Consider the following 25634-nt stretch of genomic DNA (forward strand, 5'->3'; position numbering starts at 1 on the left):
GTTTGGCGCCCCCCTCTATTCTTCAAAATGGCTCTCAATGGCTTGCAAGAGCTCAAGGAATCTCGCATCCGCCATGTCTCTGGGATACGGCAGCGGAACGTCATACACTTCGGAGATCCGCGAATTCGGACCGATAGACATAATGCCGATTCTTTCACCCAGAAGGAGCGCCTCCTGAATATCGTGCGTCACAAACACAACGGTCTTGTTCGTCTGCCGCCAAATACGTATCAGTTCTTTCTGCATCGTACGGCGCGTCATGGCGTCCAATGCGCCAAACGGCTCGTCCATGAGAAGAATGGCCGGATCGTTCGCCAGCACCCTTGCCAGCTGCACCCGCTGCTTCATTCCCCCGGACAGCGCTTTGGGAAATTTGTCTTCGTGCCCTGCAAGCCCGACGAGCCGAATAAATTCGTCGGAAATCCGGTTCCGCTCCGCCTTCGGAACTTTCTTCATGCGCAGGCCAAACTCCACATTTTCCCGGACGGTGAGCCACGGAAACAAAGAAGCGTCCGCGCTTTGAAATACCATGGCCCGGTCGCTGCCCGGCTTGTTAATTTCTTCATCGCCGAGAGCAAGACGCCCCTCCGTTTTCGAGATAAAGCCTGCGATCATATTCAGCAGAGTCGATTTCCCGCAGCCGCTCGGCCCGAGAAGAACGAAAAACTCTCCTTCCTGAACGACCAGATTCACATCTCGCAGCACATAGTGGACATTGGTCCCGGAAGCATCAGGGAACGCTTTATTGACGTTTTCGATATGAATGGTCTTCGGTGTTGCAGATAAAGCCATATCAACCCATCTCCTTACGGCTCGTAGCTTACCGTTTCAGGCAGCGCTTTTTTCAACGGCTCGATATTAATTTTATCCTTCAGTTCGTACTTGTCTTTTAATATGCCTTTGCTTTCGACCCATTTCTTGACATCCTGCAGATGAAGATAATCCTCTTGGGTAAATCCAAGCGTATAGTTCGTCGATTGCAAGTCTTCCAAAACGCGGTCTTTCGGCAGCTTCAGCTCCTTGAACGCCACCTCCGCCGTTTCTTCTTTATGATCCGGAATATAGCGAATCCCCTCATCCAACGCTTTGAGCACCGAGCTGACGGCATCCGGGTTGTTTTTGACGAACGCCGTATCGACCAGCAAATATGAACTGATGTTTACACCGGAGCCGGATACATCGATTAACGCTTTGACGCCCTTGATAGCCTTAAATTTATCGACCAGCGCGCCTCCGATCCACACGGCATCCATGTCTCCTTTTTGCAAAGAAACGATCGCTTCATCCGGCGTACTGTATGGCACATAGGTCACTTCTTTTTCGTCGATATTGTTCTTTTCCAGATACTTGGCCCAGACGTATTCATACACGGTTCCTTTGGCCACGCCGAGCTTCTTCCCTTTAAAATCTTCCGGCGTATTGATATGGTCTCTCGCGAATAGCAGCGTCTTGGCGGCGGATTGCTCGTTTGTGCGAGTAAGCGCACTGACAACCGTCATATCCCCTTTCCCCAGCGAGTTGACCAAAGCATAGTCTGCCGCAAGCGCCGTATCCGCTTGGCTGATCAGCAAAGCGTTGACCGTATCGATCCCGTAAGCGAAATTGGATATTTCCGGTTCAATGCCATGCTTTTGAAAAAAACCTTTTTCCTTTGCGATACGGAATTGAAAGGAGCCTCCTGCCGCCGTATCGATCGCTAATCTGACCTTGACCGGCGTTGTCTGCTTCGCGCCGGCTGCACCCGTTTGGGCGCCTGTCGCGTTATTTTCCGTAGTCGACGTAGAGCAAGCGGCTGTTAAAGCCAGCGTAAACACACTAAATGTAAGAACTGCCGTTTTCAATGCATTGATTTTCATATGGTTTTTCCTCCCTTAAATGATAGTTGATGTAACGTTATTCGTTTCTCGGTGTGGTAAATGGCTTCACCGCTTCGGACATTCTCGGCAAGTTGGCCAAAATTCGTAGACAAAAATCCAGATGAATTCTTTTTTCTTCTTCCGTAAATCCATCAAAGAGAACCCCGGGCACTTTCCCCTTTATGCCTTCATTGCGCTTGAGAAACGCTTTACCCGCTTCCGTAATGCGTACAATGACGATTCTGCGGTCTAGATCGGTTCTTGCGCGCTCTATCAACCCCGCCTTTACCAACTTGTCGCACAGCGCCGTGATCGCGCCGGTAGTAAAATCCAGTTCATCCGCCAATTCGCCTGCTTTGTGCGGCCCTTTTTGATCCAGCAGCCTCAGAATCAAAATTTGGGGAAGGCTGACCAGGCCTTCGATCGCAATTTTGTCCCGTTCGACGACAAACTTCCGGACCATTTTGCGAAAGTAGTAGTCCAATTCCTCCAATAAATGATCGTGATGATGTTCCATGATTTCCCTCCATTTTTTAAATCAGGTATTGTGCCGGAGTCCATTTACGTTATCTGCTAAAAAACGCAAAAAGACCCCTGTCCTTTCGCAAATGAAAGGAAATTCAGGAGCCTTTGGCATGTCCAATCGGCGTCGATTTTATTAATGCAGTTAATAAATGAATAGAAAGATACTTTTGGATAAGGAAATTTTATATCGATAATTCCGATATGTCAAGTATGAATTTGAAAAATCCCTCCATGAATTTGGAGGGATGAACCATAACGAAATACGGCCCGCCGCTCAAGAGCTTGCCGCTTGCCAAACGTTGTGCGCCGTGTTCCTGGCAGCTTCGGCGAATCGCCGGCCATTAAAAGATAGGTATCCTGTATTTATCTCCCGCATTGAAGTAAAGTACCGCCTCCGAGCTATACAAGTCAATTTGCCAGGGCGGCTCCTGAATGGACGATAACGTAATTTTGTTCTGCTTTAGTGCGGATAATAAGGATGGAATCAGCTTAAGATCGGTTCCGATCAAATTCACGACTACGGGAACTTCATTGTATAAAATGGAAATGCTCATCCGGTTCATCGCATCATGACTCCTTGTTTGATTATTTTTATTCGGTTTATCCATAACAAAACCCGCAAGATCGCAGCAGCACCATGCCGCCGCTCTCTTACGGGCTTCCATAGACCCGTTGTTATGCCGTCGCCTCGTCCGATAAGCCATCATTCGGCAGCTTCTTGCGCGTTACACTTTGTCTTCCGTCCACACCGACAGGAATATCGCCATCCACCGTCACTCTGCGTACAATACGCTGCTGGTCGCCGTAATCGTTGATGGCATAATGCTGAGTTGCGCGGTTATCCCAGATCGCCACGTCGCCGGCGGACCAGCGCCAGCGCACCGTATTTTCCAAGCGAATCACATGGTTTTGCAGCAGGCTCAGCAGATAAGCGGAATCGGCGGACGACAGGCCGATAATTTTCTTTACAAAATGCCCCAGCAGCAGTGAACGCTCGCCTGTCTCCGGATGCACCCTTACGATCGGGTGCTCCGTCTCATACAGCGTGGATGTGAACACTTCCCGGTGATAGCGAAGCGCCTCGTCCGACACTTTGCTTCGATTTGCGGCATAGTCGTATTCATTCGTATGCAAGGCCCACAGCCTGTCGACCAGCTTGCGCAGCTCTTCAGGCAGATGCTCATAGGCAGCCGCAGTGTTGGCCCAAACGGTATCGCCGCCCGATTTCGGAACAGTTACTGCTCTCAGGATCGAAATCTTCGGATAAGCATCGACGAAAGTGACGTCGGTATGCCACGAGTCCGCGCGGCGTCCATGTGCGGCATTGAGCTCCAGAATGTAACCCGTTCCCTCCTTCTTGGGCACGGTCGGATGTGCAACCGGGTCGCCGAACAATCCAGCCAACGCCTCCTGTCCTGCATCATCCAGATGATGCTGGCCGCGGAAGAAGATGACTTTATATTTCAATAAAGCCTCCTTAATTACTGCATCAGTCTCCGGATCCAGATCCGCGGAAAGCTTCACACCCGTAATCTCTGCACCGATCCGCCCGGCGATCGGGTGCACCTTTGCCTTCAACTCCACCGCATTGTCGTTGCCCACGTTACTCATTCCAAAACCTCCTCAAGAATATGGTTGTATCCGGGCAGCCTCCAGCTCCACTGCCCTGATCTTCTGTTACACACCCGGCTGCTGGCCGCCGTCCACCAATATTTCAGCACCCGTAATGGACTTAGCCCGATCGGATGCGAGAAATAACACAATATCCGCAATTTCCTGCGGATCCACAAGCCTGCCCAGCGGGATCGCTGCTGTGCTCTTCGCCTTATACTGCTCAACGGAAATTCCTTTCGCCTCAGCTTGCTGCAGGGCAAGCACTTCCGCTCTTTCCGTAGCCGTAAGCCCCGGAGACACCGAGTTGATCCGAATCCCGTATTTCGCAAGCTCCTTGGAAAAGCCTTTGCTGAAATTTAACAGCGCGGCGTTGGTCGTTCCACCGGGAAGGAACAAAGGAGAAGGCGTCCGTCCGGCACCGCCGACGATATTGACGATACTGCCCTGCCGTCTTTCCTGATAATGCGGCAAAACCGCTCTGATCGTGCGTATATAACCAAGCAGCTTCAAATTCCATGCGTCGGTAAAATCTTCATCCGTCAAGGACTGCGGCTGCGGTAAATGAATTGACCGGTCTTCTTAAGCCGTAGTGCTCGCGGAGTGTCGAGCCGCTGTATTCTGTGCGGAATAATCCTCTGCGCTGAAGCTCCGGTACAACTTGCTGCGCAAACTCCTCCAGTCCGCCAGGCAAATAGGGAGGCATGACGTTAAACCCGTCGCCGGCCCCCAACGTAAACCATTCTTCCAACTGGTCAGCGACTTGCAGCGCCGTACCGGCAAATACACGGTGCCCTCTGGCGCCCGCAAGCTTATGAATCAATTGGCGGATGGTCAGCTGTTCCCGTTTGGCGAGATCGGCGACCAGTTGGAAACGGCTCTTATTGCCGTTAATCTTGTCAATATCAGGCAATTCGGGCAGCGGACCGTCAAGAGGATATGTATATAACTCTACGCCCAGCATGTTTGACAGCTGCTGCAGCCCGTAAGCCGGCACTGTCAATTCATTGATCTCCTGCTCCTTTTCCTTCGCTTCCGATTCCGTGTCGCCGATGATCGGGCAAATGCCCGGCAATATTTTCAACTGATCCGGATCTCGTCCGTATTTCACCAGCCTGCTTTTCACATCGGAATAAAACTGTTGCCCGTCCGCCAATGTTTGCTGCGCGGTAAAGATGGCTTCGGCATACTGGGCGGCAAACTCTTTGCCGTCCTCGGAGGAACCCGCCTGCACAAGCACCGGGTATCCCTGCGGCGGTCTGGGGACATTCAGCGGCCCCCGTACTTTGAACGTGTCTCCCGTATGGTGAATGGGGCGGACTTTACGGCTGTCGGCAAAAGTACCCGACTCCCGGTCGATAACAATCGCATCATCTTCCCAACTGTCCCATAAGCTGGTGGCCACCTGCAGAAATTCTCTGGCCCGCGCATACCGTTTGCCGTGTTCCAAATGCGTGTCCCTGTTGAAGTTGTGCGCTTCGAATTCACTTCCGGACGTGACGATGTTCCAGCCTGCACGGCCTTTGCTGATATGATCCAGCGAAGCGAACTTGCGGGCCACATGAAACGGCTCGTTATAGGTCGTCGATACCGTTCCGATCAAGCCGATCCGTTCAGTAACGGCAGCCAGCGCGGACAACAGAGTGAACGGCTCCAATCCGATAAAAGCGCCGTGCTTAATATTAGGGCTTACCGCAAGTCCATCAGCTAAGAACAGCGAGTCAAATTTCGCATTTTCCGCTGTTTGTGCGAGACGCTGAAAGTACTTGATATCGGTAATATGGTGCGGCTCCGTATCCGGGCGGCGCCATGCCGCCTCGTGATGTCCCGCGTTCATAAGAAACACATTTAAGTTCATTTGTCTTTGCGCTCTGCTCATGTCATCTACACCTTTCCCAATCAAATGATCATTATTCGTTTATGGATTGCTTCCAGGAAGTCAACTTTTTCTCTGTAAACACCAGGACATAGTTGATCACAAGACCAATTAAAGAGATAGAAATGATACCCGAGTACATTTGAGGGATTTGAAAACTAAACTGCGTATATTGGACCAAATAACCCAGGCCGGATTTCGCTCCAACCATCTCCGCAGCAACCAATACAAGAATGGAGCTGGCGCCGGCTTGTCTAATGCCAACAAAAATGGTAGGTACTGAGGCGGGAATAATGACTTTGCGGAACAGGCTGATCGAGGACAGCCCCATCGATCGGGCCGATTTAATTAAAAGCGGGTCTACGTTGCGGACACCGCTGATCGTATTCAGCAGCAGAGGGAACACGCAGGCGTAGAACACGATTGCAATCTTCGATGTTTCACCAAGACCAAGCAGCAAAATAAATACAGGGAGAATCGCAAGCGCCGCCGTATTGCGGAACAGCTCCAGCAGCGGGTTAAGAAATTCCGCAACCGGCCTCCACCAGCCGATGGCCAGGCCGAGCGGAATGCTGATGGCAATCGCCAGAAAAAATCCGCTAAACGAGCGCGTCAGGCTCGCTTCGGTATGCTCGGCCAAATCTCCGGATATCAGCAGTTCCCACCATGAACTAACCACTAGGGAAAAAGGGGGCAGAAAGGTCTCGTTGGTTATGCCTAACCGCGGCGCCAGCTCCCATAAAGCAAGAAATGCGATAATGGCCATTGAGCTTTTAAACAACGAATACAGATTCTTTAATGACCACCGCAGCGCGTACAACCCCCGTTTGCGCTCCGTGATCGCTTTCTCCTGTTTCAGTCCCGTCTGCAGTTCTGCCGCAGTTGCATTACTCATTGGCTGCAGCTCCTTTCGAATTCGGTTTCGCGCCTGCCCCATGCAGGCTTTTCTCCATTTCCTGTTCCTGCGATTTGTGAACCTCATCCTTCAGCAAACCCCAAATTTGATGGCGGATCGCCACAAATTCCGGATGGGAGCGCAGATCTTCCCCCGATGTTCTGGCGTTAAAAGGAATATCGATGACCGCTTTAATGCGGCCCGGACGCGACGACATGACGGCTACCCGCTGGCCAAGATAAACGGCTTCTTCAATCCCGTGCGTGATGAAAATAATCGTCTTCCCCGTAGCTTCCCAAATGCGAAGCAGCTCACTTTGGAGCGTTTCTCTTGTCTGTGCGTCCAGTGCGGCGAAGGGTTCGTCCATCAGAAGCACTTCAGGATCATAGGCCAAGCTTCTGGCGATCGCAATCCGCTGCTTCATCCCGCCTGAAAGCTCATGCGGATAACGGTTTTCGAAGCCGCCGAGGCCGACCAGTTGAATGAATTCGCGTGCGGTTTTCTTGCGCTCCTTCCGCCCTACGCCTTTGGTCTCCAATCCGAACTCGACATTCGCAAGAGCCGTTTTCCAAGGGAACAGCGCATATTGCTGGAAGACGATACCGCGTGATAAGTCGGGGCCCGCAATCGGTTTGCCGTCGAGCAAAATCTGACCGCTGCTCGGTTTCGTTAAGCCGGCAAGCAGATCGAGCAGCGTCGATTTGCCGCAGCCGCTCGGGCCGACAATCACCATAAATTCCCCGGGCCTCACGTCCAAGCTAATGTCCTGCAGAGCGTAGACAGGCTGGGCGCTTGCCTTCAGGTGTCCGAGATTCCGCTGGATCTGAAACGACTTGTGCACATGCTGAATGCTGATTTTGGCTGACATTTGCATACTCCTCTCACCGTTTATTTCTTTTCGTTTGCGTATGGATTAAATTCATTCGTGTATAATCCCTCGACCTTTAATTGTCCTTTTTTCAACACCTCTTCTTTTTCAAGCCATTTGATCCATGTATCGAACTCCTGATCCGAGATGAGCCCGCCGGCCCCGGCAACGCCTGTGCTCTTCCAATACTTAATGGCACTTGTATCTTCTTTACGGCCCCGTGTATTAATGATATTTTCGAAACGGGCAACGACTTCGTCACGCGGTGTCGTGCGCGCCCACTCGATGGCTTTCGCGGTGGCTTCCACAAATTTGCGGGCCGTGTTGGGATTCTCTTTGATAAACTTTTCCGTCAGCACGTAGCTTCCGGCCGTAAAATTGCCGAACAGTTCCCGATCCGTAAACAGCGGATGAATGCCGCCGCGCTCCAATGCTTTGTCGCGCAGTATTCCGCCGAGCGTGGCAACGTCTACCTGATTTGCCCGCAGCGTTTGCTCCGAAGTGACCGGCGGGATAACGACGAGTGTCACTTTCTCAATCTCTTCCTTCGTCAGTCCTTCCCGGTGCAAATATTCTTTAATAACAAATTCATGATGGGCACCGAGCGTATTTACGGCGATTTTTTTCCCGATTAAATCTTTGGCCGTCTTGATCGGACTGCCGTCCAAGACGTAATAACCGGTCCATGTTTCATCATCGACACCGTAATATCCGATCACCGGCTTAATGGGCGCTCCCGCGGCAATCAGCTTCACGATCGCCCCGTTAAAGGCTCCGCCAAAATCGGTATCCCCGGTCACAACGGCTTGGATATCCTGCGGGCCGCTGATCGTATTGCCGATGTGATTCAGCTTCAGAGGCGCCAAATATCCCAGGTCGGCAGCTAATTCAGGAAACGTTACCGCACCGACCGAACCTTGGTATCTAAGCTCGGTCACTTCCAGTTCGTCACCTTTGGAGCCTTTGTCAGCATCGTTGGACCCGTCGGCCGCAGAAGTTTTGGTTTGACCGCAGCCTGTAAGCAGGATGGAAGAAGCGAGTAAAAGAAATACCGCCGCGCTGATCCATTTTTTTACCCAATGTTTTTTCATGGTTCAAACCTCCGCTTTTTTGTTTTGTTCATTTCAGTACGCCCCGTATTTTGTCGATAAAAAAAGACACACATTCATCTCAAGATGATGGTGTCTCCGGAAGTCCGGTCGATTAACCGGTAATACCTATAGACTTACTTTGATTTAACGCAATATTACCCTTGATGTTTACCCATGTCAACAGGTTTTTTTGCAAAAATGGCAGCTGAGCCGATGAATTCAAGGCCTTTATTCCTCGCTCTAATGTAGGGAAAAATTGGATTGACTCCCAAAAAAATCATTGATAAGATAGAATCCAACGTCAGACGATAGGGTTAAAACAAAATCAACCGGACCTCCGGAGACATGTGCAGGGCAAGCAGTCATGTCTCTTTTTTGTTTTTAAAGCAAAGGAGTGGTTTATATGAATACCGCAGCCCGTCCTGTGAAACAAACGGCATCATCTTCCTATGTTCCTGTACTGGTCGTTGTGATCCTCGGATCGTTCATCTCGATTTACAATATTTGCTCTATGAACGTCGGCATCCCCTCCTTCATTCGTATTTTCAACTCTGACCTTGCGACTGCCCAATGGCTAATGACCGGATTTACGCTGACGGCAGGGGTCATCACTCCCATTACCGGATACCTTGGCGAGAAGTTCAGCAACAAAAATTTGTTTTTGTTCTCGATTGCCGGGCTTCTTGTAAGTTCCATTCTTTGTTCGATTTCTTGGAATATTTATGCCCTGATCGTATTCCGGATGCTGCAGGGCATCTTTTGCGGATTAATTCAACCTGTAACGCTTACGATTATTTTCCAGGTCACACCGAAACCGAAACAGACGATGGCCGTCAGCCTTTGGTCGGCATCCACCATTCTGGGTCCCGCCCTTGCGCCCACGATCAGCGGGTGGCTGATGGAGCATCAATGGCCATGGATGTTTCTGGTGCTCATCCCGCTATGCCTGTTGACGCTGCTGCTCGGCTGGAGGACGATTCCTTTCCAACGCGGGAACGTACCCAAGCGTTTGGACGGCTGGGGGTTGGCTTATGCTGTGGCAGGGAGTCTTGCGCTGCTGACATTCTTCACGAATGTGTACAGCTGGGGCTTCGCCTCCGGAGCTTCCGTATTGTTTCTGAGTATTGGCTTATCGGCGATACTTTTGTTTGTTATTCTTGAACTGAGAACGAAGGAGCCTCTGCTGCAGCTGCGGCTGTTCCGCAACCGGATCTTCACGGCAAGCATCACCGTTTCCGCCGTGCTCATCGTGGGCTTGTACTCGGGAATTTATTTTATTCCGTTATATCTTCAGGAAATTCATCAGATGAGTCCTTCCCATGTGGGTCTGCTGCTTCTGCTGCCGGCGCTGACTCTCGGTGTCGCAACCATTGCGGCCGGACGCTGGTATGATCGGGTCGGACCGCTTCGACTGGTGCTCGCAGGCGGTTTCCTGGTGGTGTTCGCCTCGTGGATGTTTAGTTTTCTGCAGCTCGATACCAGCTACACGTACGTTGCGGTTTGGATGGCCGTCCGTTACATAGGCATCGGCCTTTCGCTGACCCCTGCGATGAACGCCGGAATGCAAGCCGTGCCGCCGGAGCTGTATGGCCATGCTTCGGCATTGATCAATTGGTTAAGACAAATTTTCGGGGCGTTGGCGCTGGGACTGTTCACCTCCATCTTCTATGCCCGGATGAATACCCATACGCATGTTTTGCAGCATACGGCTGCCGACGAAAGCAGCAGATGGATACATCTGACCGCCTATACGATGAGCATTGATGATGCATTTTTGTTCGCGGCCGCATTTTCGTTTATTGGGCTGCCGCTTGCGTTCATGCTTCGTACGCAGCGGTTCGGCACAGCCAAGAAAAACGCCTGACCCATACGGACACACGATGCGAATCAATAAAAAAAAGCAGGGGTGTTTATGCATCCCTGCCCTCATGCTTTGTCATTATATGATCTCCCATGGCATACGTTGTATAGAGCGTAATGATTCTCCTTGGGAGAGGAGTACCCGGACGGAAGAGCCATCTATTTAAAGATGGAGGAGATTGGTATGAGTCTTTCAGAGCTTATCCAATTGCTCTTGCTCATTGTGATGATCATTGATCTGAACAGGCCGGGAAAATCATAATGTTCCGGAAAATGGAGGCACTCATTAAGAGATGCACTCCTTTTTCTGTTTTGGGACTTCGCCCATTTTGCAAGCACTAACCCGTTCTCTTGAATAAAGTGTACTCATGAAGGAGTGAGTGCGTTGATTCAAATCACCATTGCCGCAGTAGGAGATCTGTTAATGAAAAGCAGAATCATTGCCTCGGCCAAACAAGCTGGCGGCTATGCGTTCGATCCTATCTTTAAAAACGTTAAACCTTATTTAACAAAGCCCGACATTACGATTGGGAATCTGGAAACGACGTTTTCCGGGAATAGGCGCCCGGGAGCTGGCGGAAAACAGCCGAAGGGCCGTGCCCCACAAGAGCGAAGGAATCCGAGAACGGGCTTTCCCCTATTCAACTGTCCTGACGAACTGGCATCGACCCTTAAAAACATCGGCTTTCAAGTGTTGACCACCGCAAACAATCATTGTATGGACGGGGGAGCAGCTGGTTTAAAAAGAACATTAAACGTCCTCGACAAACATGGTTTAAAGCATACCGGAACTTTCCGTTCCCCCGCAGAATCCAGACGGCATCTGATTTTACGGGTGAAGGGCGTAAAAATTGGAATTTTGAACTATGCCAAAGGGACAAACTCCATCACCGTACCGAAACCGTGGCTTGTCAACCGAATCGCCTTAAAGAAGATCATTACGGATATCCGCAAATTGAAAAATAAAACCGATTTTCTTATTGTATACCTTCATTTCGGGCAGGAGTACCGGCCTTCCCCCAATAAAAATCAAAAACAATTGATGCATGCCTTATTTAAACAAGGTGCGAATGCGGTTTTAGGGGCGCATCCCCATGTGCAGCATCCTATAGTGATTTACAAAGTAAAAGATATCGACGGTCGTGTCAGAAAGCGGGTCGCCGCATCGTCATTAGGCAATTTCATCTCAACCCGATTGAAAAACAATGCGAATACAACCCGGGGAGTGATCCTGACCATGACTTTAACGAAAAATAACAGAGGAGTAACGGATCTCTCCAGAGTCGATCGTTTGCCCACGGTGGTCCAACGCAAAAAAGAAAAAGGGAAAACGGTCTATCGGGTTGTACCGATCGTCAAATAGTAGAACCGGCGCATAGGACGCTAACAGTAAAGTGTGAAAATCAGCCTTAAAGCCGCCTCACGACTGCTTCTCCATCGCGCCCTTCACCTCCGAATGCCTGCTGTGCCCGTCCTGGTGCCTCTCCCTTTTCTCCGTTTTTACGGACAAAAGCAGCATGATCACGGCAAGTGCCGAACACACCCAGGCCATTGCATGCAACGAATCCGTAGCCATCCGGATGCCGAAGAAGGCCGCCAGTATGCTCGATGACAAGATTGTACCGATAAACCGGGAAGTCATGAACAGCCCGGAAGCAATCCCCGTATTCGCACGGTCTATATATAAATAAAGCGCCGTCTGCAGGCCGAGATTATGGAAGCTGCCGCTCATGCCGAAAAGCGACAGTACGAAAAAAATCCACCCCGAATCGGCTTCATCACCCACCGTCTGCATGAATAAGGTGGCCGCAATGACCAAAATAGCGCCAAAGATCAAGGGAGAGCGGGAACCGCTTCGATCAATCCATCGCGCCGCCAGCGGATTGACGAGAATGCCGAAGGCAGCCAGCCCGAGCATGATCGTGCCGACTTGCTGACTGTCGAAATGCCTGACCTGCTGTAAATAGGAAGGAAAGCCAAACATGATCGCATAGTAAATCGCATTGACCAAAATAAAGTGAATATATATCTGGCATACAGCCGGATGACTCCGCAAAAATTTGACATCGATGAACGGCTGCTGATGCCGTGCTTCAAACCGGTAAAAAAAGACCGATCCAATCGTCCACAACACCAGCCAATGCCAGCCAATGCGCTCCGGCAAAGACAGTAAAAACAGCAGCAAGACGAGAATCAGCGAAGAAAAAAGGGCGATTCCCCAGCCATCCAGTCGCAGCGCCTCCCTTTTGTTGGGAGGATCGCCCGGCATATATCGAAGAGCCAGCAGGAACGATACAACGATCACCGGAAAATTGACGAAAAAGATCAAATTCCAGTCCCCATAATAAAGCAAATACCCGCTAAGGGTGGGGCCAATTGCGGCCGATGTCGTTGCAAAGATGGACAGCACGCTGAGCGCCCTGGCCTGATTGCCGGTAATTTCGTTACGGATCAAGCCCATGCCGGCCGGATGAAGAGAGGCGCTTCCCCAAGCTTGAATGATCCGAAAGCCGAGCAGCCAGCCATAACTGGGGGAGAAAGGCGCCAGCAAAGAAGCTGCCGTCACCATGAACAATCCAAGCATAAATATACGTTTGCGCCCGTACATATCGCTTAATTTCCCCATCACCGGCTGACCGACTGCGCTTGCTATATAATAGGTAGAGATTAACCAGGACAGCTCGGAAAAGGTTAAATCGAAATCAGCCTGAATCCGGCTGAGCGCGACGGAAATCATCGTTGTATTCAATGGGTTAAGAAGTGTGCCAAGGGCAACGGCGGAAATTAACAGTAGCTGCCGGCGTGTCATCGTCTAAAAGCTGGTGCGAATCTTCATCGGACGCTTGGACAAATGACCGGACTTTTCGGGCTGAAACAGACCAACGAGCGGCAGTTGCTCTTGATCCGGCAAAGGCAGCAGCCGCAGCTTATCTGTTAGCAACGCTTCGATCGGCGATGGTTTCATAAATGATGTTCCTTTCCGGTTTAATAGCGCATTAACTCCAGGTGTCGCCCACGATGCTCTCGCTTAAAGGCCGGCGTCCATTAGGCAGCTCCCGGTCGCGGAAGCTTTCGTGAAGCGTCTCTTTTCCTCCCGGATATCCCAGCGCAATGACCGCATGCAGCTCGAAGGTGTCGGGAACCTGCAGTTCCCTGCGGGCCGCCTCCTTGTCGAAGCCGCCCATAGCGCGGGTCGATAAACCGAGCAGGGACGCTTGCAGCGAGAGAGCTGCCCAAGCCGCCCCTGTATCGAACGAATGAATCGGTTGCGGATCCCCGTTTTCTTTCACCCTGGTGGAAGCAATGACAATAAGCACAGGAGCCTGGTCGGCCCAAAGCCGGTTATTCGGAAAAAGAAACGATCGAATTTGCTCCAGCTTCTCCTCCGTATTAGCCACAATAAATCTCCATGGCTGCAAATTGCTGGACGACGGTGCCCACCGGGCCGCTTCCAGCACCGTATACAGGGTTTCATCGGAAACCGGTTTACTCAAATAGGAGCGGGCCGACCAACGGTTTAAAAATAACGGGTGAACGGGATAATCCGCCGTTCGGTTTGCCTTCACTTCCTCCAACAGCTCGTTGTTCTTCCAATCCGCTTTTATGCTCATCGTCATCCATCCCCTTATTCATTTAATGATCCAGTCGTTTAAATCAAAGTCCCGGGCCGCCAGTTGCTCCTCGACCAAAAACTGCTTCGTCCCTTCCATCAGCTTTAAGCCTTCTTCCGTAAAGGCCTCGGCTTGAATTTGGCTGATCGGATGTACCTGCTTTACCAATTCAACGGTGCTGTTGTACACTTGAGCGACAAATTCATAGTATTTTTCTTCATTCGCCAGCAAGTCCTCATACGCCTTCTGACGGGCTTCATTCCAGACTTTAGGGAATTCGGGGAACTTTTGCAGATACTTCTCCGTCACAACCGTAGCACTTGTTCCAAGAAGCTCGGGATTTTTCACCGCATCGTCAAGCAGCGGGTAGCCTTGTTCGATCTGTTTTAATGCATACACCCCGGTATTGGTCATCGCATCAATCTCACCCCGGGCTAATGCCGCTTCACCGTCCGGACGGAGCAAATGAACGATATTGACATCGGTAATGTTATGCTTTTTCAACAAACCGGCCAAAAAACGGTGATGGAATGACCCTTTTTGCGTAGCCACTGTCTTGCCTTTCAAATCCTCCAGCTTGGCAGGACCGCCCTTTTTGGCAATCAAGTAACCAATGCTGCCGACGGTTCCTTGAGAGATCAGCCTTGTCGGAGCATCTGTCGAACGGGCGATAATCGCGGGCGTATCGCCCAAGCTGCCGAAATCCAAGCGGCCGCTAATTAACGATTCCGTCTGGTCAGGCCCATTCGGAAAGCCGGTAAAGGTCACTTCGGTAATGCCATGCTTCTTCAACTCTTCCTGAATAATGCCCGTATAGAAGCCCCAGCCTTCGGCGCCGCCCGGCAAATTGAGCTTGTTGCTGCCGATATAGCCATAATTTAATGTGGCCGGAATCCCGGATGCCCCCGGCTCGCCCGAGGCGCTGTCGTCACTGACCGTACCGCAAGCTTGCAGCCAGATCAAGGAAGCGACGATCATGAACAATAGACCGGAATGCCGCATTTTGCGGCCTGTTTTGATTTTCCTGGCGCGTATCATTGAAGCTCCCCCTTTTTATATCCTTATAGATGGTGCAATCGCTCGACCCACTAAACGAATCATGGCCCTCTCCGCCATCCTTCTTCAATGTGCGTTAAGGTATCGCCCTTTTCGCCAATTGATACATATACTCGTGCGCTGACACCGGTTTGCGGCCCGGCCCCCAGCCCACCTTCTCGCGATAGCTTCCCAGTATACCACCCTGCTCCAGTGCCTCCTCGCTCGCGCTGACCGGCTTATCAAACTCGGGATCGACATAGATGGCATCGGCCGGGCAGTACAGTTCGCACATAAAGCAAGTTTGGCAATCGTCCTGTCGGGCAATGACCGGGATGCCGCCCTCCACGCGGTCAAATACGTTGGTCGGGCACACCGATACGCACTGATTGCATTCAATGCACCGGGATTCGCTGATTATTTCAATCAATGCAATACAGCCTCCTTATTCACCGGCGACGTTCTTACCCATACCTGATCCAGTCCTCCGCTGACGAGCCGGTAGCGCTGATTGCTGTCCAGCTCCGGGAAATCCTCGCGCTTATGCATCCCCCGCGTTTCGGTGCGGACCCTGGCCGACTCGTACATCCACCGGGCAGTAGCCGTCATAGCCGCAGCTTCGCGGGCTTTGACTGCATCGATGTTCAAAGCAAGGCTATCCTTGTTGATTTCTTTCCACAATTGATCAAGACGTCCAAGGGAATCGCCCAGCCCCGCATCCGTACGGAACAAATTGCGGTCGTACGGAGTTACCTCCTCCTGCACGGCGCGAATATGCCCGGCCGTCTCCGATGGTTTCGCCGCATGGCCGTGTGCCGATAACGGCGAAGAGGACAACCCCTTCAAATTGCGGCGAAGCGCATGCGTACCCGTGCGCCGTACATAGTCTGCCGCTCCCTTGCCGGCGAATGTGCCTGATGACATGGCCCATGCCGCATTGTGGCTGCCTCCGCCGGTAAACCCTCCGCAAATGAGCTGGCGCGTTGCCGCGTCACCCGCTGCATACAAGCCCGGCGCTTTCGTGGCGCAATATTCATCGACGATTTCGATGCCTCCTGTTCCCCGTACGGTTCCTTCCAGCCGCAGTGTGACGGGAAACCGTTCAGTGAACGGGTCGATGCCCCTCCGGTCAAACGGCAGGAAGAAGTTCGTCTGTCCCACGCGCAGCAGCGGCTTAACATCCTCCGGCGCCTGATCGAGACGCGCGTACACTTGACGATTTTGCAGCAAATTGCGGGCAATCACCGAGCGACCGCGTGTCGAACCGGCCCCCTCCACTACCGTACCGTCCTCATAATAAAAGGTGGCATACCGGTAATACGCTGTCTTGGTCACCGATGAGAAGGTCGGGGCAATCGCATATGCATTGGAGAATTCCATGCCGGACAGTTCGGCCCCCGCCTCGGCAGCCATCAAGTAACCGTCGCCGGTCAGTACGTTGCAGCCCAGCGCCTTGCTCAGGAAAGCACAGCCTCCTGTCGCTATGATGACGGCTCCTGCCCTGACGCTCCACGATTCCCCGGTTTGCGTTCTTACTCCGACCGCGCCGCCGACGCCGTGCTCATCGGCCAGCAGCTCCAGCGCCGGGCTATGATCCAGAATGCGCACGCCGGCCTTCTTGACGAGCTTGCGCATCAGCTTCATGTATTCCGGCCCCTGCAAGCCTCTGCGGTAAGGGTTGCCTTCATCGTCGGTCGGAAACGGATAGCCCCATTCGGAAAGCTTGTTCATATTTTCGTAGGTTTGATCCAGCACCCGGTCCATCCAATCGGATTCCGCCAGTTGCCCGCCCAGGCCATAACGGCTCTGTTTGGCCTCTTCCCTCAGCTTGGCGTCAGGACTGACATACCATACACCTGTTCCGGACGGTGCCGTCGCCCCGCTCGTGCCGCAGTACCCTTTATCCGCCAGGATCACCTTTGAGCCGGATACCGCTGCGGTCAGTGCCGCCCACGTTCCGGAGGGACCTCCGCCGATCACCAGCACATCCGTCTCCAATTGCAAATCCGTGCTTTTCCATGCTTCGCTCAATGTGTTGCCCTCCCCGAAAATAGAATTGAAAGTTGTTTGCAGTCTTGTCCGGCCTTCAAGCCGGTCAGCCCTGAAAGCTGTCGCGCCACTGCAGCAGCGACCGTTCCAATAACCGCACAAATGAATCCACGAGCTTGCCGACGATCGCAAAAATGATGATGCCGACAAAAATGAGCTCTGTACTCGACGTTTGCTTGCCAAAGTTGATCAGGAATCCGACACCCGACTGCGATCCGATCAGCTCGGCCACGACGAGACTGAGCCAGGAAATGGCCAAAGACAGCCGAAGACCCAGCAAAATATGCGGCAGCGATGCCGGCAGGATCAGCCGGACAATTTGTTTGAACCGGCTAAATTCCAATACATGCGCTACGTCAAACATTTTATTGTCCACACTGCGGATGCCGAGAAGGGTGTTTACATAGAGCGGAAACAGCGCCCCCTTGGCAATAATCAATATTTTCGATGTCTCCCCGAAGCCGAACCACAAAATAACCAGCGGAGCAATCGCCAAATGAGGAATCATTCGGAACATTTGCATCGATGGATCCAGCACGTTCTCCGCATTCCTCGACAGCCCGGTTATGATGCCAAGCAGCAAGCCGATGCTTCCTCCAATCGCAAAGCCCGTCGCCGCCCTCCCCAGACTGATGGCCAAATGCTCGGTTAATTCCCCCGTAACAGCCAATGTTCTAAATGCCTCGGCAATCATAAGCGGCGTCGGCAAAAAAAACGTCGAGATCAGACCTAAATCCCCGAGCAGTTGCCAAGCCACCACGATCGTTACGGGCAGAATCGCTCCGACGATCATCCGGTTCCATCGTTCTTTCCATTTGGCGTGGATCAGCCCTCTGTCGGTCTTGCCGACGCCGCTGACCGGCTTGGAAAGCGCCTCCGCCTGATGACTCATACCAGCAACCTCCTGACTAAAAAATGCAATACGTTATTTGCCTTGAAAACTATCGCGCCACTGCAGCAATCGCCTCTCCAAAAAACGTACCAGTGCATCCGCCAAATAACCGACCAGAGCAAAAATAATGATACACACAAAAACGACCGACGTTCGTGAAAATTGTCGTGCATCCGACATCAAGTAGCCGATGCCGGACGTAGAGCCCATCAGTTCCGCCACCACCAGACCAAGCCAGGCGACACCGAGCGAAAGACGAACGCCAAGCAGCAGATTCGGCATCGCTGCCGGAATGACGAGACGGATGATTTGCTTCAATTTGCTGAATGAGAGCACCTTCGCCACTTCAAACAGCTTATTGTCCACATTGCGGATACCTAGAAAAGCATTAATGTAAATCGGAAAAAACGCGCCCTTGGCGATAATGAGTATTTTGGATGTTTCTCCGAGACCGAACCAGAGGACGAATAACGGAGCGACAGCCAGATGAGGAATCATCCGAATCATCTGTACAGTCGGGTCCAAGGTTTTTTCCACGCTGCGCATCAGACCTACCGCGATACCGAACAGCAGCCCGAGGCTGCCGCCCAAGGCGAAGCCGGCCGCGGCCCGGATCATGCTGATGCGCAGATGCTCCCACAGCGCGCCGGAAGCGATCAGTGCAATGAATGAATCCGCAATCGTCAGCGGGGTTGGAAACAGCAGCCGGGAAATGAGTCCAATCTGTCCGAGCAGCTGCCAAATCACAAGCACCAGCGCGGGGAGCAGCGCGCCGACCAGCAGCCTGCTTCTGCCGCTATGTCCAAGCCGTATTTTATTGCGCCACCAGCCTGTTTTTGACGGTAATACTTCGGTCGTGCGACTCATAGCCTGACTCCTTTACCTGTTTTAAATGCCGGAGCTGTCGATCAGTTCAAGCTCCTCGATCTGTTCAAACTCATTCATTACTTTGAAACGGATTTCCTGAAACGAGATGCTCGATTTCTTACGCGGAAACGGCAGATCCACCGTAACGACGCTGCGGATCGAACCCGGCCTCGGCTTTAAAATAACGATCCGATTCGCAAGAAAAACCGCTTCGTCGATATCGTGCGTAACAAAAATCATCGTCGTCCTGTTCTTTTGCCAGATGTCGAGCAGCACCTCTTGCATGTGAGCCCGGGTGAACGCGTCGAGCGCCCCGAAGGGCTCATCGAGCAGCAATACTTTCGGCTTGCGCAGCAGCGCTCTGGCAATAGCAACCCGCTGGGCCATCCCTCCGGACAGCTCCCGCGGATACGACTTTTCAAAGCCTGTCAGCCGGACCAGTTCAATGAGTTCATCTACCTTGCGGCGCACTTCCGGATTTTTTAACGACAGGTCAGCGGCGATATTTTTTTCGACCGTCAGCCAAGGGAACAAGCGGGGCTCCTGGAATATAAAGCCTTTATCAATACCCGGCCTGCTAATCGGCTCTCCATCCAGCGCGACCTCTCCGTCGTATTGAAGATCAAGGCCGGCGATAATTTTGAGCAGCGTGCTCTTGCCGCAGCCGCTCGGCCCGATGACGGTGATCAATTCGCCCTCTTTAATGTTCAGGTCGATTTGATGAAGCGCATGGACGGGGCCTTTATTCGTCTGAAATGTTTTATTCAGCTTCGAAATGTTCAGCAGCGGGATGCTCATCTTCTGTTTTCTCCTCTCTTACGGTTTGTCATTAAAATTTGCCGGAAGTATTCGGTCGATAAACGGCGTTTGGTCCATAGCGGCCAGCTTCGTTCGTCCGGGCCCCCAGCCGATCGTCTTTCTCCAGCTTCCCAATATGCCGGAAGCGATCAGTTCCTGCTCCTCCACCTTCACCTTCTCATCGGCATATGGGGCAACGTACAGCGCATCGGCCGGGCAATACGCTTCACAAATATAGCACGTCTGGCAGTCCTCCTGCCGGGCAATAACGGGGGTATCGTCCGGGCCCAGGTCAAACACATGGGTCGGGCAGACTTTGACGCATATACCGCACTGCACGCAGCGGTCGGCACTGACCCATTCAATCATCGGATCTGCACCTCCCTTGCCGCTCCGAACAGACCGCTGTCCGCAGCCGGCTGGGCATATGACCCGGGCACCTGGTCAAACCGGGTCTGAATTTCATCCAGCCCCGACACAATCAACCGGCGCTGCTGATGGAGATCAGCGAAGGGATACTCCGCAAGCGTGTGCATTCCTCTGGTTTCCGTACGGGTCAGCGCTGCGGTATACATCCAGCGGGCGGTGGCGATCATCGCCGACGCTTCTCTCGCCCGCACCTTCGCCTGTATCGATTGCGGTGCTTGCGCATACGTCTGCCGCCACAGCCTATGGAGCCTTTGCAGCGATTCGCGCAATACGGGAACGCTGCGGAAATAATTGATTTCGAGCGGAAACACTTCGCGCTGCACCGCCTCCACCAAATTGGACATATCCGCTTCCGGACGGATCGGACCGCTGTCGGGCTCAATCCCTGATCGTCCCGCCGGTTTCAGATGGCGCGCAGCCGCTGACTTGCCTTGCGTGAGCGCATGCCTCGCTGCGCCTTCCCCTGCCCAACTGCCCGAGCAGATCGCCCACGATGCGTTGAACGCTCCGCCGCCGGATTGTCCCCCGGTCACCCGCTCCCTTGTGGCCGCATCGCCTGCCGCATACAAGCCGTTCACCGTCGTCGAGCAATCGTCGCCGACGATCCGGATCCCGCCCGTTCCGCGTACCGTACCTTCAAAGCGAAGCGTGAGCGGGAACCGCTGCGTGAACGGATCGATGCCGGCGCGAAGGAGCGGAAGAAAGAAAATGGCGTGCGAGCTTCGCAACATGTTCCGTTTCTCTTCAGTATCTGCCTGGTCGAGCACGGCATATACCGGACCCTTGCTCAGCATCTTCGGCAAAAAATCATGAGGACGCCGGGTTCCCGGAGTGTGCAGTATCGTTCCGTCCTCCGCGCTGAAGGTAGCCCAGTTTAACAGCCGTCCGCGCGTATTGGTGGCAAAGGCGGCGCTTGGCGCATACTGCCTGCTGAACTCCATGCCGGAAAGCTCGGCGCCGAGCTCGGCGGCCATCAGCAGTCCGTCGCCGGTCAAGACGTTGCAGCCAAGCCCTTTGCTCAAAAAGGCGCAACCGCCGGTCGCGATGACCACGGCGTTTGCCCGCACCTCCCATGTACGGCCATCCAGCCTGGAGATGCCTCTGGCGCCACCGACGCCATGCTCATCGACCAGCAGCTGCAGCGCCGGCGATTGATCGAGAATGCGAACACCCGCCCGGCTGACCGCACGGCGCATCAGCCGCATATATTCGGGACCTTGCAGATGATCCCGCATCGGGGTGCCGTGCTCATCGCGGGGAAACGGATATCCCCAGGACTCGACCAGTTCCAGCCTTTGATACACCAGGTCCAGTACACGATGAATCCAGTCCGGTTCGGATAAGAAGCCGCCCCCCTTCATCCTCTGCTGCACAGCCTGTTCCCTAAGCTCGCGGTCCGGCGGCAGGTATAATAAATTCGTCCCGCCCGGTGCCGTCGCGCCGCTTGTGCCCAAATAGCCTTTATCCGCCAGGATAACGCTCGCCCCTTGAGCAGCCGCGCTCCATGCCGCCCATGCACCGGCCGGCCCCCCGCCGATAACCAAAACGTCCGCGAGCTGTTTGCCGTCTTCTACACTTTTGTTCATCAGCCCGCCTCCTCACGGCTTCAATGTAACCTCATCCGGCTTCCCGGCCGCCGCTGCGGCCGACGATGACTGCCGCTCTTCATAAGCCTCCTACCGGTTAACCGCTTTGGCGTATTGTCCTCGCCCTGACGGCCTGGCCAAACCGAAATGCTCCCGTAAGGTCGTTCCCTCGTATTCCGTACGGAATAACCCTCTGCGCTGCAGCTCGGGCACAACCTTATCCACGAAATCTTCCAATGCACCGGGAAAATATGGGGGCATCACATTTAAACCGTCCGATGCGTTCGGTTACAGCAGCCAATGCAGACAATAGAGTGAACGGTTCCCGACGCTGCGCCTGCAAGCAGCAGGAGCGAGAAGGCGCAGCCGAATGCCGGCAAACGTCGCCGGCTGCTCCGCAGACAGGAATGCTTTAGCATAAAAAAAGAAGACGATAGCACACAAGGCTTCGTCTCCGGTCATCCGGTCGATATGTAATTGCACTTTAGTTTATATGAAATGCATCTATCTGCCGACGCCCTGTATGGGCTTGCTGTGCCGGATGACCGCGCTGCTGCGGTCTGAATCGGCTTCAAAACGCTTGCGCTCCGTTCTTTCAATCTGCACAATACGACCGTCATGAACAACAATTTGAACGGATCCGTATTCCAAACCATTTAAGCTTTGAGCGATACGCTCGTTCCACAGTTCGTTGACATTGAATTGCTTTGCCATACTTGATCCCTCCTGTAACCCATCGTTGAATGCTTCGAATGTATCAGGTCATTTCTACGATATTTCCGATGCACATACTGGGTTTTGTATGAAGTATATGATGGATGAATAGGTATGTCAATGGAAATCTCAGTTTTTCCCAAATTGGCATGAATGCGGTATACTTCACGATTCCAATCTAGTTCTTTCAGCACAAATAGGGGATCTAACGTTCATTCCCCGCTTCTGCTTTTATATCAGGAAGATTTTTAGTTTGTCCGTTCAGACAGGCAAATGTCTCCGGGTGAAGGTGTGTCCTTCCTGGAATCATGTGATATTGAAAACTTTTATATCAAAATAGAATATTTCTCTAATAAACCCGATATGAATAGTAATATTTTGCGTTTATAATGAATTTGTTACCAGACATCAACCAGACATCATTTGGCGTGAAATGAACACATTCCAAACAGAAAGGATAGGCAGGTATATGACACTTCAACCCAAGGTTGTCATACGCGATGCGAAGGATTCGGAGAAAGAACAGCTGTGGGCGGTTTTACTCGAGGCCTACCGGCAATACGCAGACGTTATTCCTGATAAATGGGAAGCCTACCGGCAAAATATATACGATTCCGTCTATCAGGATGGTGCTCTCGCACGAATTGTAGCCGAGATCGACGGACAAATTATCGGCAGCGCCCTGCTCTATGACTCGGCGGATTCTGCTTACGGTAACCCCGATATCGTCATTCCTTCACCCGTTATGCGCCTGTTAGCCGTGTCGCCACGCGTCAGAGGTAAAGGCATTGCCGCACTGCTGGTCAAGGAAATCATTGAACGCGCCAGATCGCTTGGAGCCGACTCTCTGCATTTACACACATCGGACATGATGGCTGCTGCCATAAAACTGTACGAACGGTTGGGCTTCCAACGCGCCTATGAGACCGATACGCATAACGGAAGCACCTTGGTCAAAGGCTACAGGATTGAAATTAAAAGAGCCGATTATCCGCTTGAAGCCTGAATGTATTTTGCACCCGTCAAATCATAAACGCCCGGAATGCTCCGGGCTCTTTGCGTTTATCGGCTTATGCCATATTTACTTCATATACAAGTGGCAGCTTACCGCATGCCCTTCCTTCCACTGAACTAGCACCGGAGCTTCTGCCTCGCAGCGCGAGAACGCATACCGGCAACGTGACTGAAACGGACAACCCGACGAAACTTCCAACGGATTGGGCAAGTCGCCCTTTAATATTATTTTTTCCCGTTTCGCATGCCGGGCATCCGTTGGAATGGAAGATACCAAAGCTTCCGTATAGGGGTGGAGAGGATGATCATACAATTCCTCCACCTCCGTGATCTCCACCACTTTCCCCAAATACATGACGGCCACCCGGTCGCTCATATAATGAACAACATTCAGATCGTGTGAAATAAACAAATAGGTCAGCGACAGCTCCCGCTGCAGGGATCGCAGCAAATTCAGGATCTGCGCCTGAACCGAAACATCCAGGGCCGATACCGGTTCATCGAGCACGACAAATTCCGGCCGGAGCATCAGCGCTCTTGCAATGCCGATTCGCTGGCGCTGTCCGCCGCTTAATTCATGCGGATAACGGCTCCCAAAGGAGGAGTCTAATCCAATGGTTTCAAGCATCTCGTCAACCCGGCGTCTCCGCTCCTTTTTGTCCCCCAGCCGATGGATCGCCAGGGGTTCCTCTAATAACCGGCCTATAGTATATCTGGGATTAAACGACGAATAAGGATCTTGAAAAACGTACTGGATGCGTTGGCGAATCTTCCGCGGGTGCATGGAATGACTGCCGTCAAGCTCTGTGCCGTCATAGATGAGTTTTCCGCCGCTTGGCTCCAATAATCTGGCCGCGATTTGGCCGACGGTCGACTTCCCGCAGCCGCTTTCGCCCACAAGCCCTAACGTTTCTCCCTTCCCGATGGAGAGGGATACACCGTCTACCGCGCGAAGAGTTTGAGCTTTCCACGGCCATGATTTCCGCAAATAATGCTTTTGAATATGCCTTAACTCGATCAGTCGATCAGCTGACGGCATCGGCCTTCACTCCTTCCCCGGCAGCCAAAATGCACCTTGCCCTGTGGGCTTCATCGATACTCAAGAAAGCAGGCGCTTCCGCCGTACAGCGTTCCGTCGCATACGCGCACCTGGGAGCGAAGCGGCAGCCTGTCCCCCGATCCTGCAAAGCGGGAACGGTTCCCGGTATCGAGTAAAGCGCCTTTTGTTTCTTGGCGGGTGTCGGAATCGAATGAAGAAGCCCTATCGTATAAGGATGCCTTGGCCGCTCGAAAATATCGTCGACCGTCCCTTCTTCCACGATATTTCCCGCATACATGACGGCAATACGGTCGCACATATCGGCAACGACGCCCAAATCATGCGAAATGAGAATGATGGACGTTCCATCCTCTTCCCGGATTTTCTTCATGAGGTCCAGGATTTGAGCTTGGATCGTGACGTCCAAAGCTGTCGTCGGCTCATCCGCGATCAGCAGCCCGGGATTGCAGGAAACAGCCATCGCAATCATGATCCGTTGGCGCATGCCTCCGGAGAGCTGATGCGGATATTCGGATAACAGCGCTTCCGGCCGTGAAAGACCCACTTTACGAAACAGTCGGACCGTACGTTCGACCGCTTCCTTGCGCGAACAGCCCAAATGAAGCCGGAACGTCTCTATGACTTGCGTCCCCACGGTTAAGCCGTCATTTAAGGAGCTCATGGGATCCTGGAACACCATGGATAGCTCTTTTCCCCGGAATCCCCGAAGCTCCTTATCTCGTAATTGATGAAGCGGGTGCTTTCCTTTATACCAGATTTCGCCTTCGGTCATTTGCATGGCATTCGGCAGAAGACCCAGCACGGAAAGCGACAATACGCTTTTCCCGCAGCCCGATTCACCAACGATCCCTACAATTTCCCCTTTTGACACGGAAAGAGAGACGCCGTCGAGTACGGATAACCTCCCTTTGCCGCGGGCTTGGTTTAGCTCCACCCGCAAATTGCGTATTTCAAGCAATGGTTGTTGTTTTCCCGTCTTGACCCCGTCGTTCAACGC

General features: G+C 52.6%; 28 protein-coding genes and 1 pseudogene. 3 read left to right on the plus strand and 26 right to left on the minus strand.

Going from position 1 to position 25634, the window contains the following annotated elements; all coding sequences use genetic code 11:
- Positions 1-15 precede the first annotated feature (15 nt).
- The 10 genes from BLT35_RS03710 to BLT35_RS03755 all read right to left on the minus strand — a co-directional run bounded on the left by BLT35_RS03710 (position 16) and on the right by BLT35_RS03755 (position 8722).
- The gene (locus BLT35_RS03710) at positions 16-792 is read right to left on the minus strand and encodes an ABC transporter ATP-binding protein (RefSeq protein WP_074727025.1); all 777 of its coding nucleotides are present in this window, start codon (positions 790-792) and stop codon (positions 16-18) included.
- Between the two features lie 14 nt (positions 793-806).
- Positions 807-1856 (minus strand): ABC transporter substrate-binding protein, encoded by a 1050-nt coding sequence (locus tag BLT35_RS03715; protein WP_074727026.1) that lies wholly within the window; start codon positions 1854-1856, stop codon positions 807-809.
- Positions 1857-1893: 37 nt separating this feature from the next.
- Positions 1894-2373, minus strand: a complete 480-nt coding sequence (locus BLT35_RS03720; RefSeq protein WP_054817960.1) for a MarR family winged helix-turn-helix transcriptional regulator — start codon at positions 2371-2373, stop codon at positions 1894-1896.
- Positions 2374-2722: 349 nt separating this feature from the next.
- The gene (locus BLT35_RS03725; protein WP_074727027.1) at positions 2723-2944 is read right to left on the minus strand and encodes a hypothetical protein; all 222 of its coding nucleotides are present in this window, start codon (positions 2942-2944) and stop codon (positions 2723-2725) included.
- A 112-nt stretch (positions 2945-3056) separates the two neighbouring features.
- Positions 3057-3992 carry a TauD/TfdA dioxygenase family protein gene (locus tag BLT35_RS03730; protein ID WP_062407345.1) on the minus strand — a complete coding sequence of 312 codons (936 nt, stop codon included), beginning with the start codon at positions 3990-3992 and terminating at the stop codon, positions 3057-3059.
- A 66-nt stretch (positions 3993-4058) separates the two neighbouring features.
- Positions 4059-4538, minus strand: coding sequence for an SDR family oxidoreductase (locus tag BLT35_RS03735; RefSeq protein ID WP_074727028.1), 480 nt, complete (start codon positions 4536-4538; stop codon positions 4059-4061).
- Complete coding sequence (locus BLT35_RS03740; RefSeq protein WP_074727029.1) at positions 4528-5871, minus strand: LLM class flavin-dependent oxidoreductase; 1344 nt, start codon at positions 5869-5871, stop codon at positions 4528-4530. The genes BLT35_RS03735 and BLT35_RS03740 overlap by 11 nt, the downstream gene beginning before the upstream one ends.
- 31 nt (positions 5872-5902) lie before the next feature.
- Complete coding sequence (locus BLT35_RS03745; RefSeq protein WP_082660658.1) at positions 5903-6763, minus strand: ABC transporter permease; 861 nt, start codon at positions 6761-6763, stop codon at positions 5903-5905.
- A complete protein-coding gene (locus BLT35_RS03750; protein ID WP_054817964.1) occupies positions 6756-7631 on the minus strand; it encodes an ABC transporter ATP-binding protein in 876 nt (291 codons plus the stop codon). Before BLT35_RS03750 ends, BLT35_RS03745 begins: the two co-directional genes overlap by 8 nt.
- A gap of 20 nt (positions 7632-7651) precedes the next feature.
- Positions 7652-8722 carry an ABC transporter substrate-binding protein gene (locus BLT35_RS03755; protein WP_062407340.1) on the minus strand — a complete coding sequence of 357 codons (1071 nt, stop codon included), beginning with the start codon at positions 8720-8722 and terminating at the stop codon, positions 7652-7654.
- Positions 8723-9125: 403 nt separating this feature from the next.
- Here BLT35_RS03755 and BLT35_RS03760 point away from each other — a divergent pair, with 403 nt between their 5' ends.
- Together BLT35_RS03760 and BLT35_RS03765 are read left to right on the plus strand one after the other, a co-directional pair.
- Positions 9126-10586, plus strand: a complete 1461-nt coding sequence (locus tag BLT35_RS03760; protein ID WP_062407338.1) for a DHA2 family efflux MFS transporter permease subunit — start codon at positions 9126-9128, stop codon at positions 10584-10586.
- A gap of 372 nt (positions 10587-10958) precedes the next feature.
- The gene (locus tag BLT35_RS03765) at positions 10959-11945 is read left to right on the plus strand and encodes a CapA family protein (protein WP_437438525.1); all 987 of its coding nucleotides are present in this window, start codon (positions 10959-10961) and stop codon (positions 11943-11945) included.
- Positions 11946-12002: 57 nt separating this feature from the next.
- Here the strand turns inward: BLT35_RS03765 and BLT35_RS03770 are convergent, their stop codons facing one another.
- The 14 genes and pseudogenes from BLT35_RS03770 to BLT35_RS03825 form a co-directional block, all read right to left on the minus strand.
- On the minus strand, positions 12003-13391 hold the full coding sequence (locus BLT35_RS03770; protein WP_074727031.1) for an MFS transporter: 1389 nt from the start codon (positions 13389-13391) through the stop codon (positions 12003-12005).
- A gap of 3 nt (positions 13392-13394) precedes the next feature.
- Positions 13395-13547, minus strand: coding sequence for a hypothetical protein (locus tag BLT35_RS26740; RefSeq protein WP_171005847.1), 153 nt, complete (start codon positions 13545-13547; stop codon positions 13395-13397).
- A 31-nt stretch (positions 13548-13578) separates the two neighbouring features.
- Complete coding sequence (locus tag BLT35_RS03775) at positions 13579-14193, minus strand: nitroreductase family protein (protein WP_074727032.1); 615 nt, start codon at positions 14191-14193, stop codon at positions 13579-13581.
- A gap of 18 nt (positions 14194-14211) precedes the next feature.
- Positions 14212-15231 (minus strand): ABC transporter substrate-binding protein, encoded by a 1020-nt coding sequence (locus tag BLT35_RS03780; RefSeq protein WP_062407332.1) that lies wholly within the window; start codon positions 15229-15231, stop codon positions 14212-14214.
- 94 nt (positions 15232-15325) lie between these two features.
- Positions 15326-15658: a 4Fe-4S dicluster domain-containing protein gene (locus BLT35_RS03785; protein WP_062407331.1), complete on the minus strand. Its 333-nt coding sequence runs from the start codon at positions 15656-15658 to the stop codon at positions 15326-15328.
- Positions 15655-17259, minus strand: a complete 1605-nt coding sequence (locus tag BLT35_RS03790; protein ID WP_054817969.1) for an FAD-dependent oxidoreductase — start codon at positions 17257-17259, stop codon at positions 15655-15657. The genes BLT35_RS03785 and BLT35_RS03790 overlap by 4 nt, the downstream gene beginning before the upstream one ends.
- Positions 17260-17323: 64 nt before the next feature.
- On the minus strand, positions 17324-18169 hold the full coding sequence (locus tag BLT35_RS03795; RefSeq protein ID WP_062407329.1) for an ABC transporter permease: 846 nt from the start codon (positions 18167-18169) through the stop codon (positions 17324-17326).
- Between the two features lie 33 nt (positions 18170-18202).
- Positions 18203-19036, minus strand: a complete 834-nt coding sequence (locus BLT35_RS03800) for an ABC transporter permease (RefSeq protein WP_062407327.1) — start codon at positions 19034-19036, stop codon at positions 18203-18205.
- 21 nt (positions 19037-19057) lie between these two features.
- A complete protein-coding gene (locus BLT35_RS03805) occupies positions 19058-19834 on the minus strand; it encodes an ABC transporter ATP-binding protein (protein WP_062407325.1) in 777 nt (258 codons plus the stop codon).
- An 18-nt stretch (positions 19835-19852) separates the two neighbouring features.
- Entirely contained in the window at positions 19853-20203 is a 351-nt protein-coding gene (locus tag BLT35_RS03810) for a 4Fe-4S dicluster domain-containing protein (protein ID WP_054817970.1), read from the minus strand.
- Positions 20200-21849: an FAD-dependent oxidoreductase gene (locus tag BLT35_RS03815; RefSeq protein ID WP_074727033.1), complete on the minus strand. Its 1650-nt coding sequence runs from the start codon at positions 21847-21849 to the stop codon at positions 20200-20202. Before BLT35_RS03815 ends, BLT35_RS03810 begins: the two co-directional genes overlap by 4 nt.
- A 90-nt stretch (positions 21850-21939) precedes the next feature.
- Positions 21940-22131: pseudogene (locus BLT35_RS03820) on the minus strand (LLM class flavin-dependent oxidoreductase); the annotation flags it as partial.
- 6 nt (positions 22132-22137) lie between these two features.
- Entirely contained in the window at positions 22138-22332 is a 195-nt protein-coding gene (locus tag BLT35_RS26745) for a hypothetical protein (protein WP_175471922.1), read from the minus strand.
- 21 nt (positions 22333-22353) lie between these two features.
- On the minus strand, positions 22354-22563 hold the full coding sequence (locus BLT35_RS03825) for a YezD family protein (protein WP_054817971.1): 210 nt from the start codon (positions 22561-22563) through the stop codon (positions 22354-22356).
- Between the two features lie 469 nt (positions 22564-23032).
- Here BLT35_RS03825 and BLT35_RS03830 point away from each other — a divergent pair, with 469 nt between their 5' ends.
- Complete coding sequence (locus BLT35_RS03830; protein ID WP_054817972.1) at positions 23033-23569, plus strand: GNAT family N-acetyltransferase; 537 nt, start codon at positions 23033-23035, stop codon at positions 23567-23569.
- Positions 23570-23644: 75 nt separating this feature from the next.
- Here BLT35_RS03830 and BLT35_RS03835 read toward each other — a convergent pair whose 3' ends face one another.
- Both BLT35_RS03835 and BLT35_RS03840 read right to left on the minus strand, forming a co-directional pair.
- On the minus strand, positions 23645-24616 hold the full coding sequence (locus BLT35_RS03835; protein ID WP_074727034.1) for an ABC transporter ATP-binding protein: 972 nt from the start codon (positions 24614-24616) through the stop codon (positions 23645-23647).
- Positions 24603-25631, minus strand: a complete 1029-nt coding sequence (locus BLT35_RS03840) for an ABC transporter ATP-binding protein (RefSeq protein WP_054817973.1) — start codon at positions 25629-25631, stop codon at positions 24603-24605. Before BLT35_RS03840 ends, BLT35_RS03835 begins: the two co-directional genes overlap by 14 nt.
- Positions 25632-25634: the final 3 nt, after the last annotated feature.

It is taken from the genome of Paenibacillus naphthalenovorans (genome assembly GCF_900099895.1).
GTDB lineage: Bacteria > Bacillota > Bacilli > Paenibacillales > NBRC-103111 > Paenibacillus_G > Paenibacillus_G naphthalenovorans.

Excerpts from the sequence above, each read along its gene's own strand:
- BLT35_RS03775 (WP_074727032.1), bottom strand. The coding sequence starts at position 14,193 with ATGAGCATAAAAGCGGATTGGAAGAACAACGAGCTGTTGGAGGAAGTG.
- BLT35_RS03740 (WP_074727029.1), bottom strand. The coding sequence starts at position 5,871 with ATGAGCAGAGCGCAAAGACAAATGAACTTAAATGTGTTTCTTATGAAC.
- BLT35_RS03720 (WP_054817960.1), bottom strand. The coding sequence starts at position 2,373 with ATGGAACATCATCACGATCATTTATTGGAGGAATTGGACTACTACTTT.
- BLT35_RS03745 (WP_082660658.1), bottom strand. The coding sequence starts at position 6,763 with ATGAGTAATGCAACTGCGGCAGAACTGCAGACGGGACTGAAACAGGAG.
- BLT35_RS03750 (WP_054817964.1), bottom strand. The coding sequence starts at position 7,631 with ATGTCAGCCAAAATCAGCATTCAGCATGTGCACAAGTCGTTTCAGATC.
- BLT35_RS03830 (WP_054817972.1), top strand. The coding sequence starts at position 23,033 with ATGACACTTCAACCCAAGGTTGTCATACGCGATGCGAAGGATTCGGAG.
- BLT35_RS03730 (WP_062407345.1), bottom strand. The coding sequence starts at position 3,992 with ATGAGTAACGTGGGCAACGACAATGCGGTGGAGTTGAAGGCAAAGGTG.
- BLT35_RS03825 (WP_054817971.1), bottom strand. The coding sequence starts at position 22,563 with ATGGCAAAGCAATTCAATGTCAACGAACTGTGGAACGAGCGTATCGCT.
- BLT35_RS03795 (WP_062407329.1), bottom strand. The coding sequence starts at position 18,169 with ATGAGTCATCAGGCGGAGGCGCTTTCCAAGCCGGTCAGCGGCGTCGGC.
- BLT35_RS26740 (WP_171005847.1), bottom strand. The coding sequence starts at position 13,547 with ATGAAACCATCGCCGATCGAAGCGTTGCTAACAGATAAGCTGCGGCTG.
- BLT35_RS03770 (WP_074727031.1), bottom strand. The coding sequence starts at position 13,391 with ATGACACGCCGGCAGCTACTGTTAATTTCCGCCGTTGCCCTTGGCACA.
- BLT35_RS03725 (WP_074727027.1), bottom strand. The coding sequence starts at position 2,944 with ATGAACCGGATGAGCATTTCCATTTTATACAATGAAGTTCCCGTAGTC.
- BLT35_RS03810 (WP_054817970.1), bottom strand. The coding sequence starts at position 20,203 with ATGATTGAATGGGTCAGTGCCGACCGCTGCGTGCAGTGCGGTATATGC.
- BLT35_RS03835 (WP_074727034.1), bottom strand. The coding sequence starts at position 24,616 with ATGCCGTCAGCTGATCGACTGATCGAGTTAAGGCATATTCAAAAGCAT.
- BLT35_RS03715 (WP_074727026.1), bottom strand. The coding sequence starts at position 1,856 with ATGAAAATCAATGCATTGAAAACGGCAGTTCTTACATTTAGTGTGTTT.
- BLT35_RS03710 (WP_074727025.1), bottom strand. The coding sequence starts at position 792 with ATGGCTTTATCTGCAACACCGAAGACCATTCATATCGAAAACGTCAAT.
- BLT35_RS03755 (WP_062407340.1), bottom strand. The coding sequence starts at position 8,722 with ATGAAAAAACATTGGGTAAAAAAATGGATCAGCGCGGCGGTATTTCTT.
- BLT35_RS03800 (WP_062407327.1), bottom strand. The coding sequence starts at position 19,036 with ATGAGTCGCACGACCGAAGTATTACCGTCAAAAACAGGCTGGTGGCGC.
- BLT35_RS03815 (WP_074727033.1), bottom strand. The coding sequence starts at position 21,849 with ATGAACAAAAGTGTAGAAGACGGCAAACAGCTCGCGGACGTTTTGGTT.
- BLT35_RS03760 (WP_062407338.1), top strand. The coding sequence starts at position 9,126 with ATGAATACCGCAGCCCGTCCTGTGAAACAAACGGCATCATCTTCCTAT.
- BLT35_RS03780 (WP_062407332.1), bottom strand. The coding sequence starts at position 15,231 with ATGATACGCGCCAGGAAAATCAAAACAGGCCGCAAAATGCGGCATTCC.
- BLT35_RS03805 (WP_062407325.1), bottom strand. The coding sequence starts at position 19,834 with ATGAGCATCCCGCTGCTGAACATTTCGAAGCTGAATAAAACATTTCAG.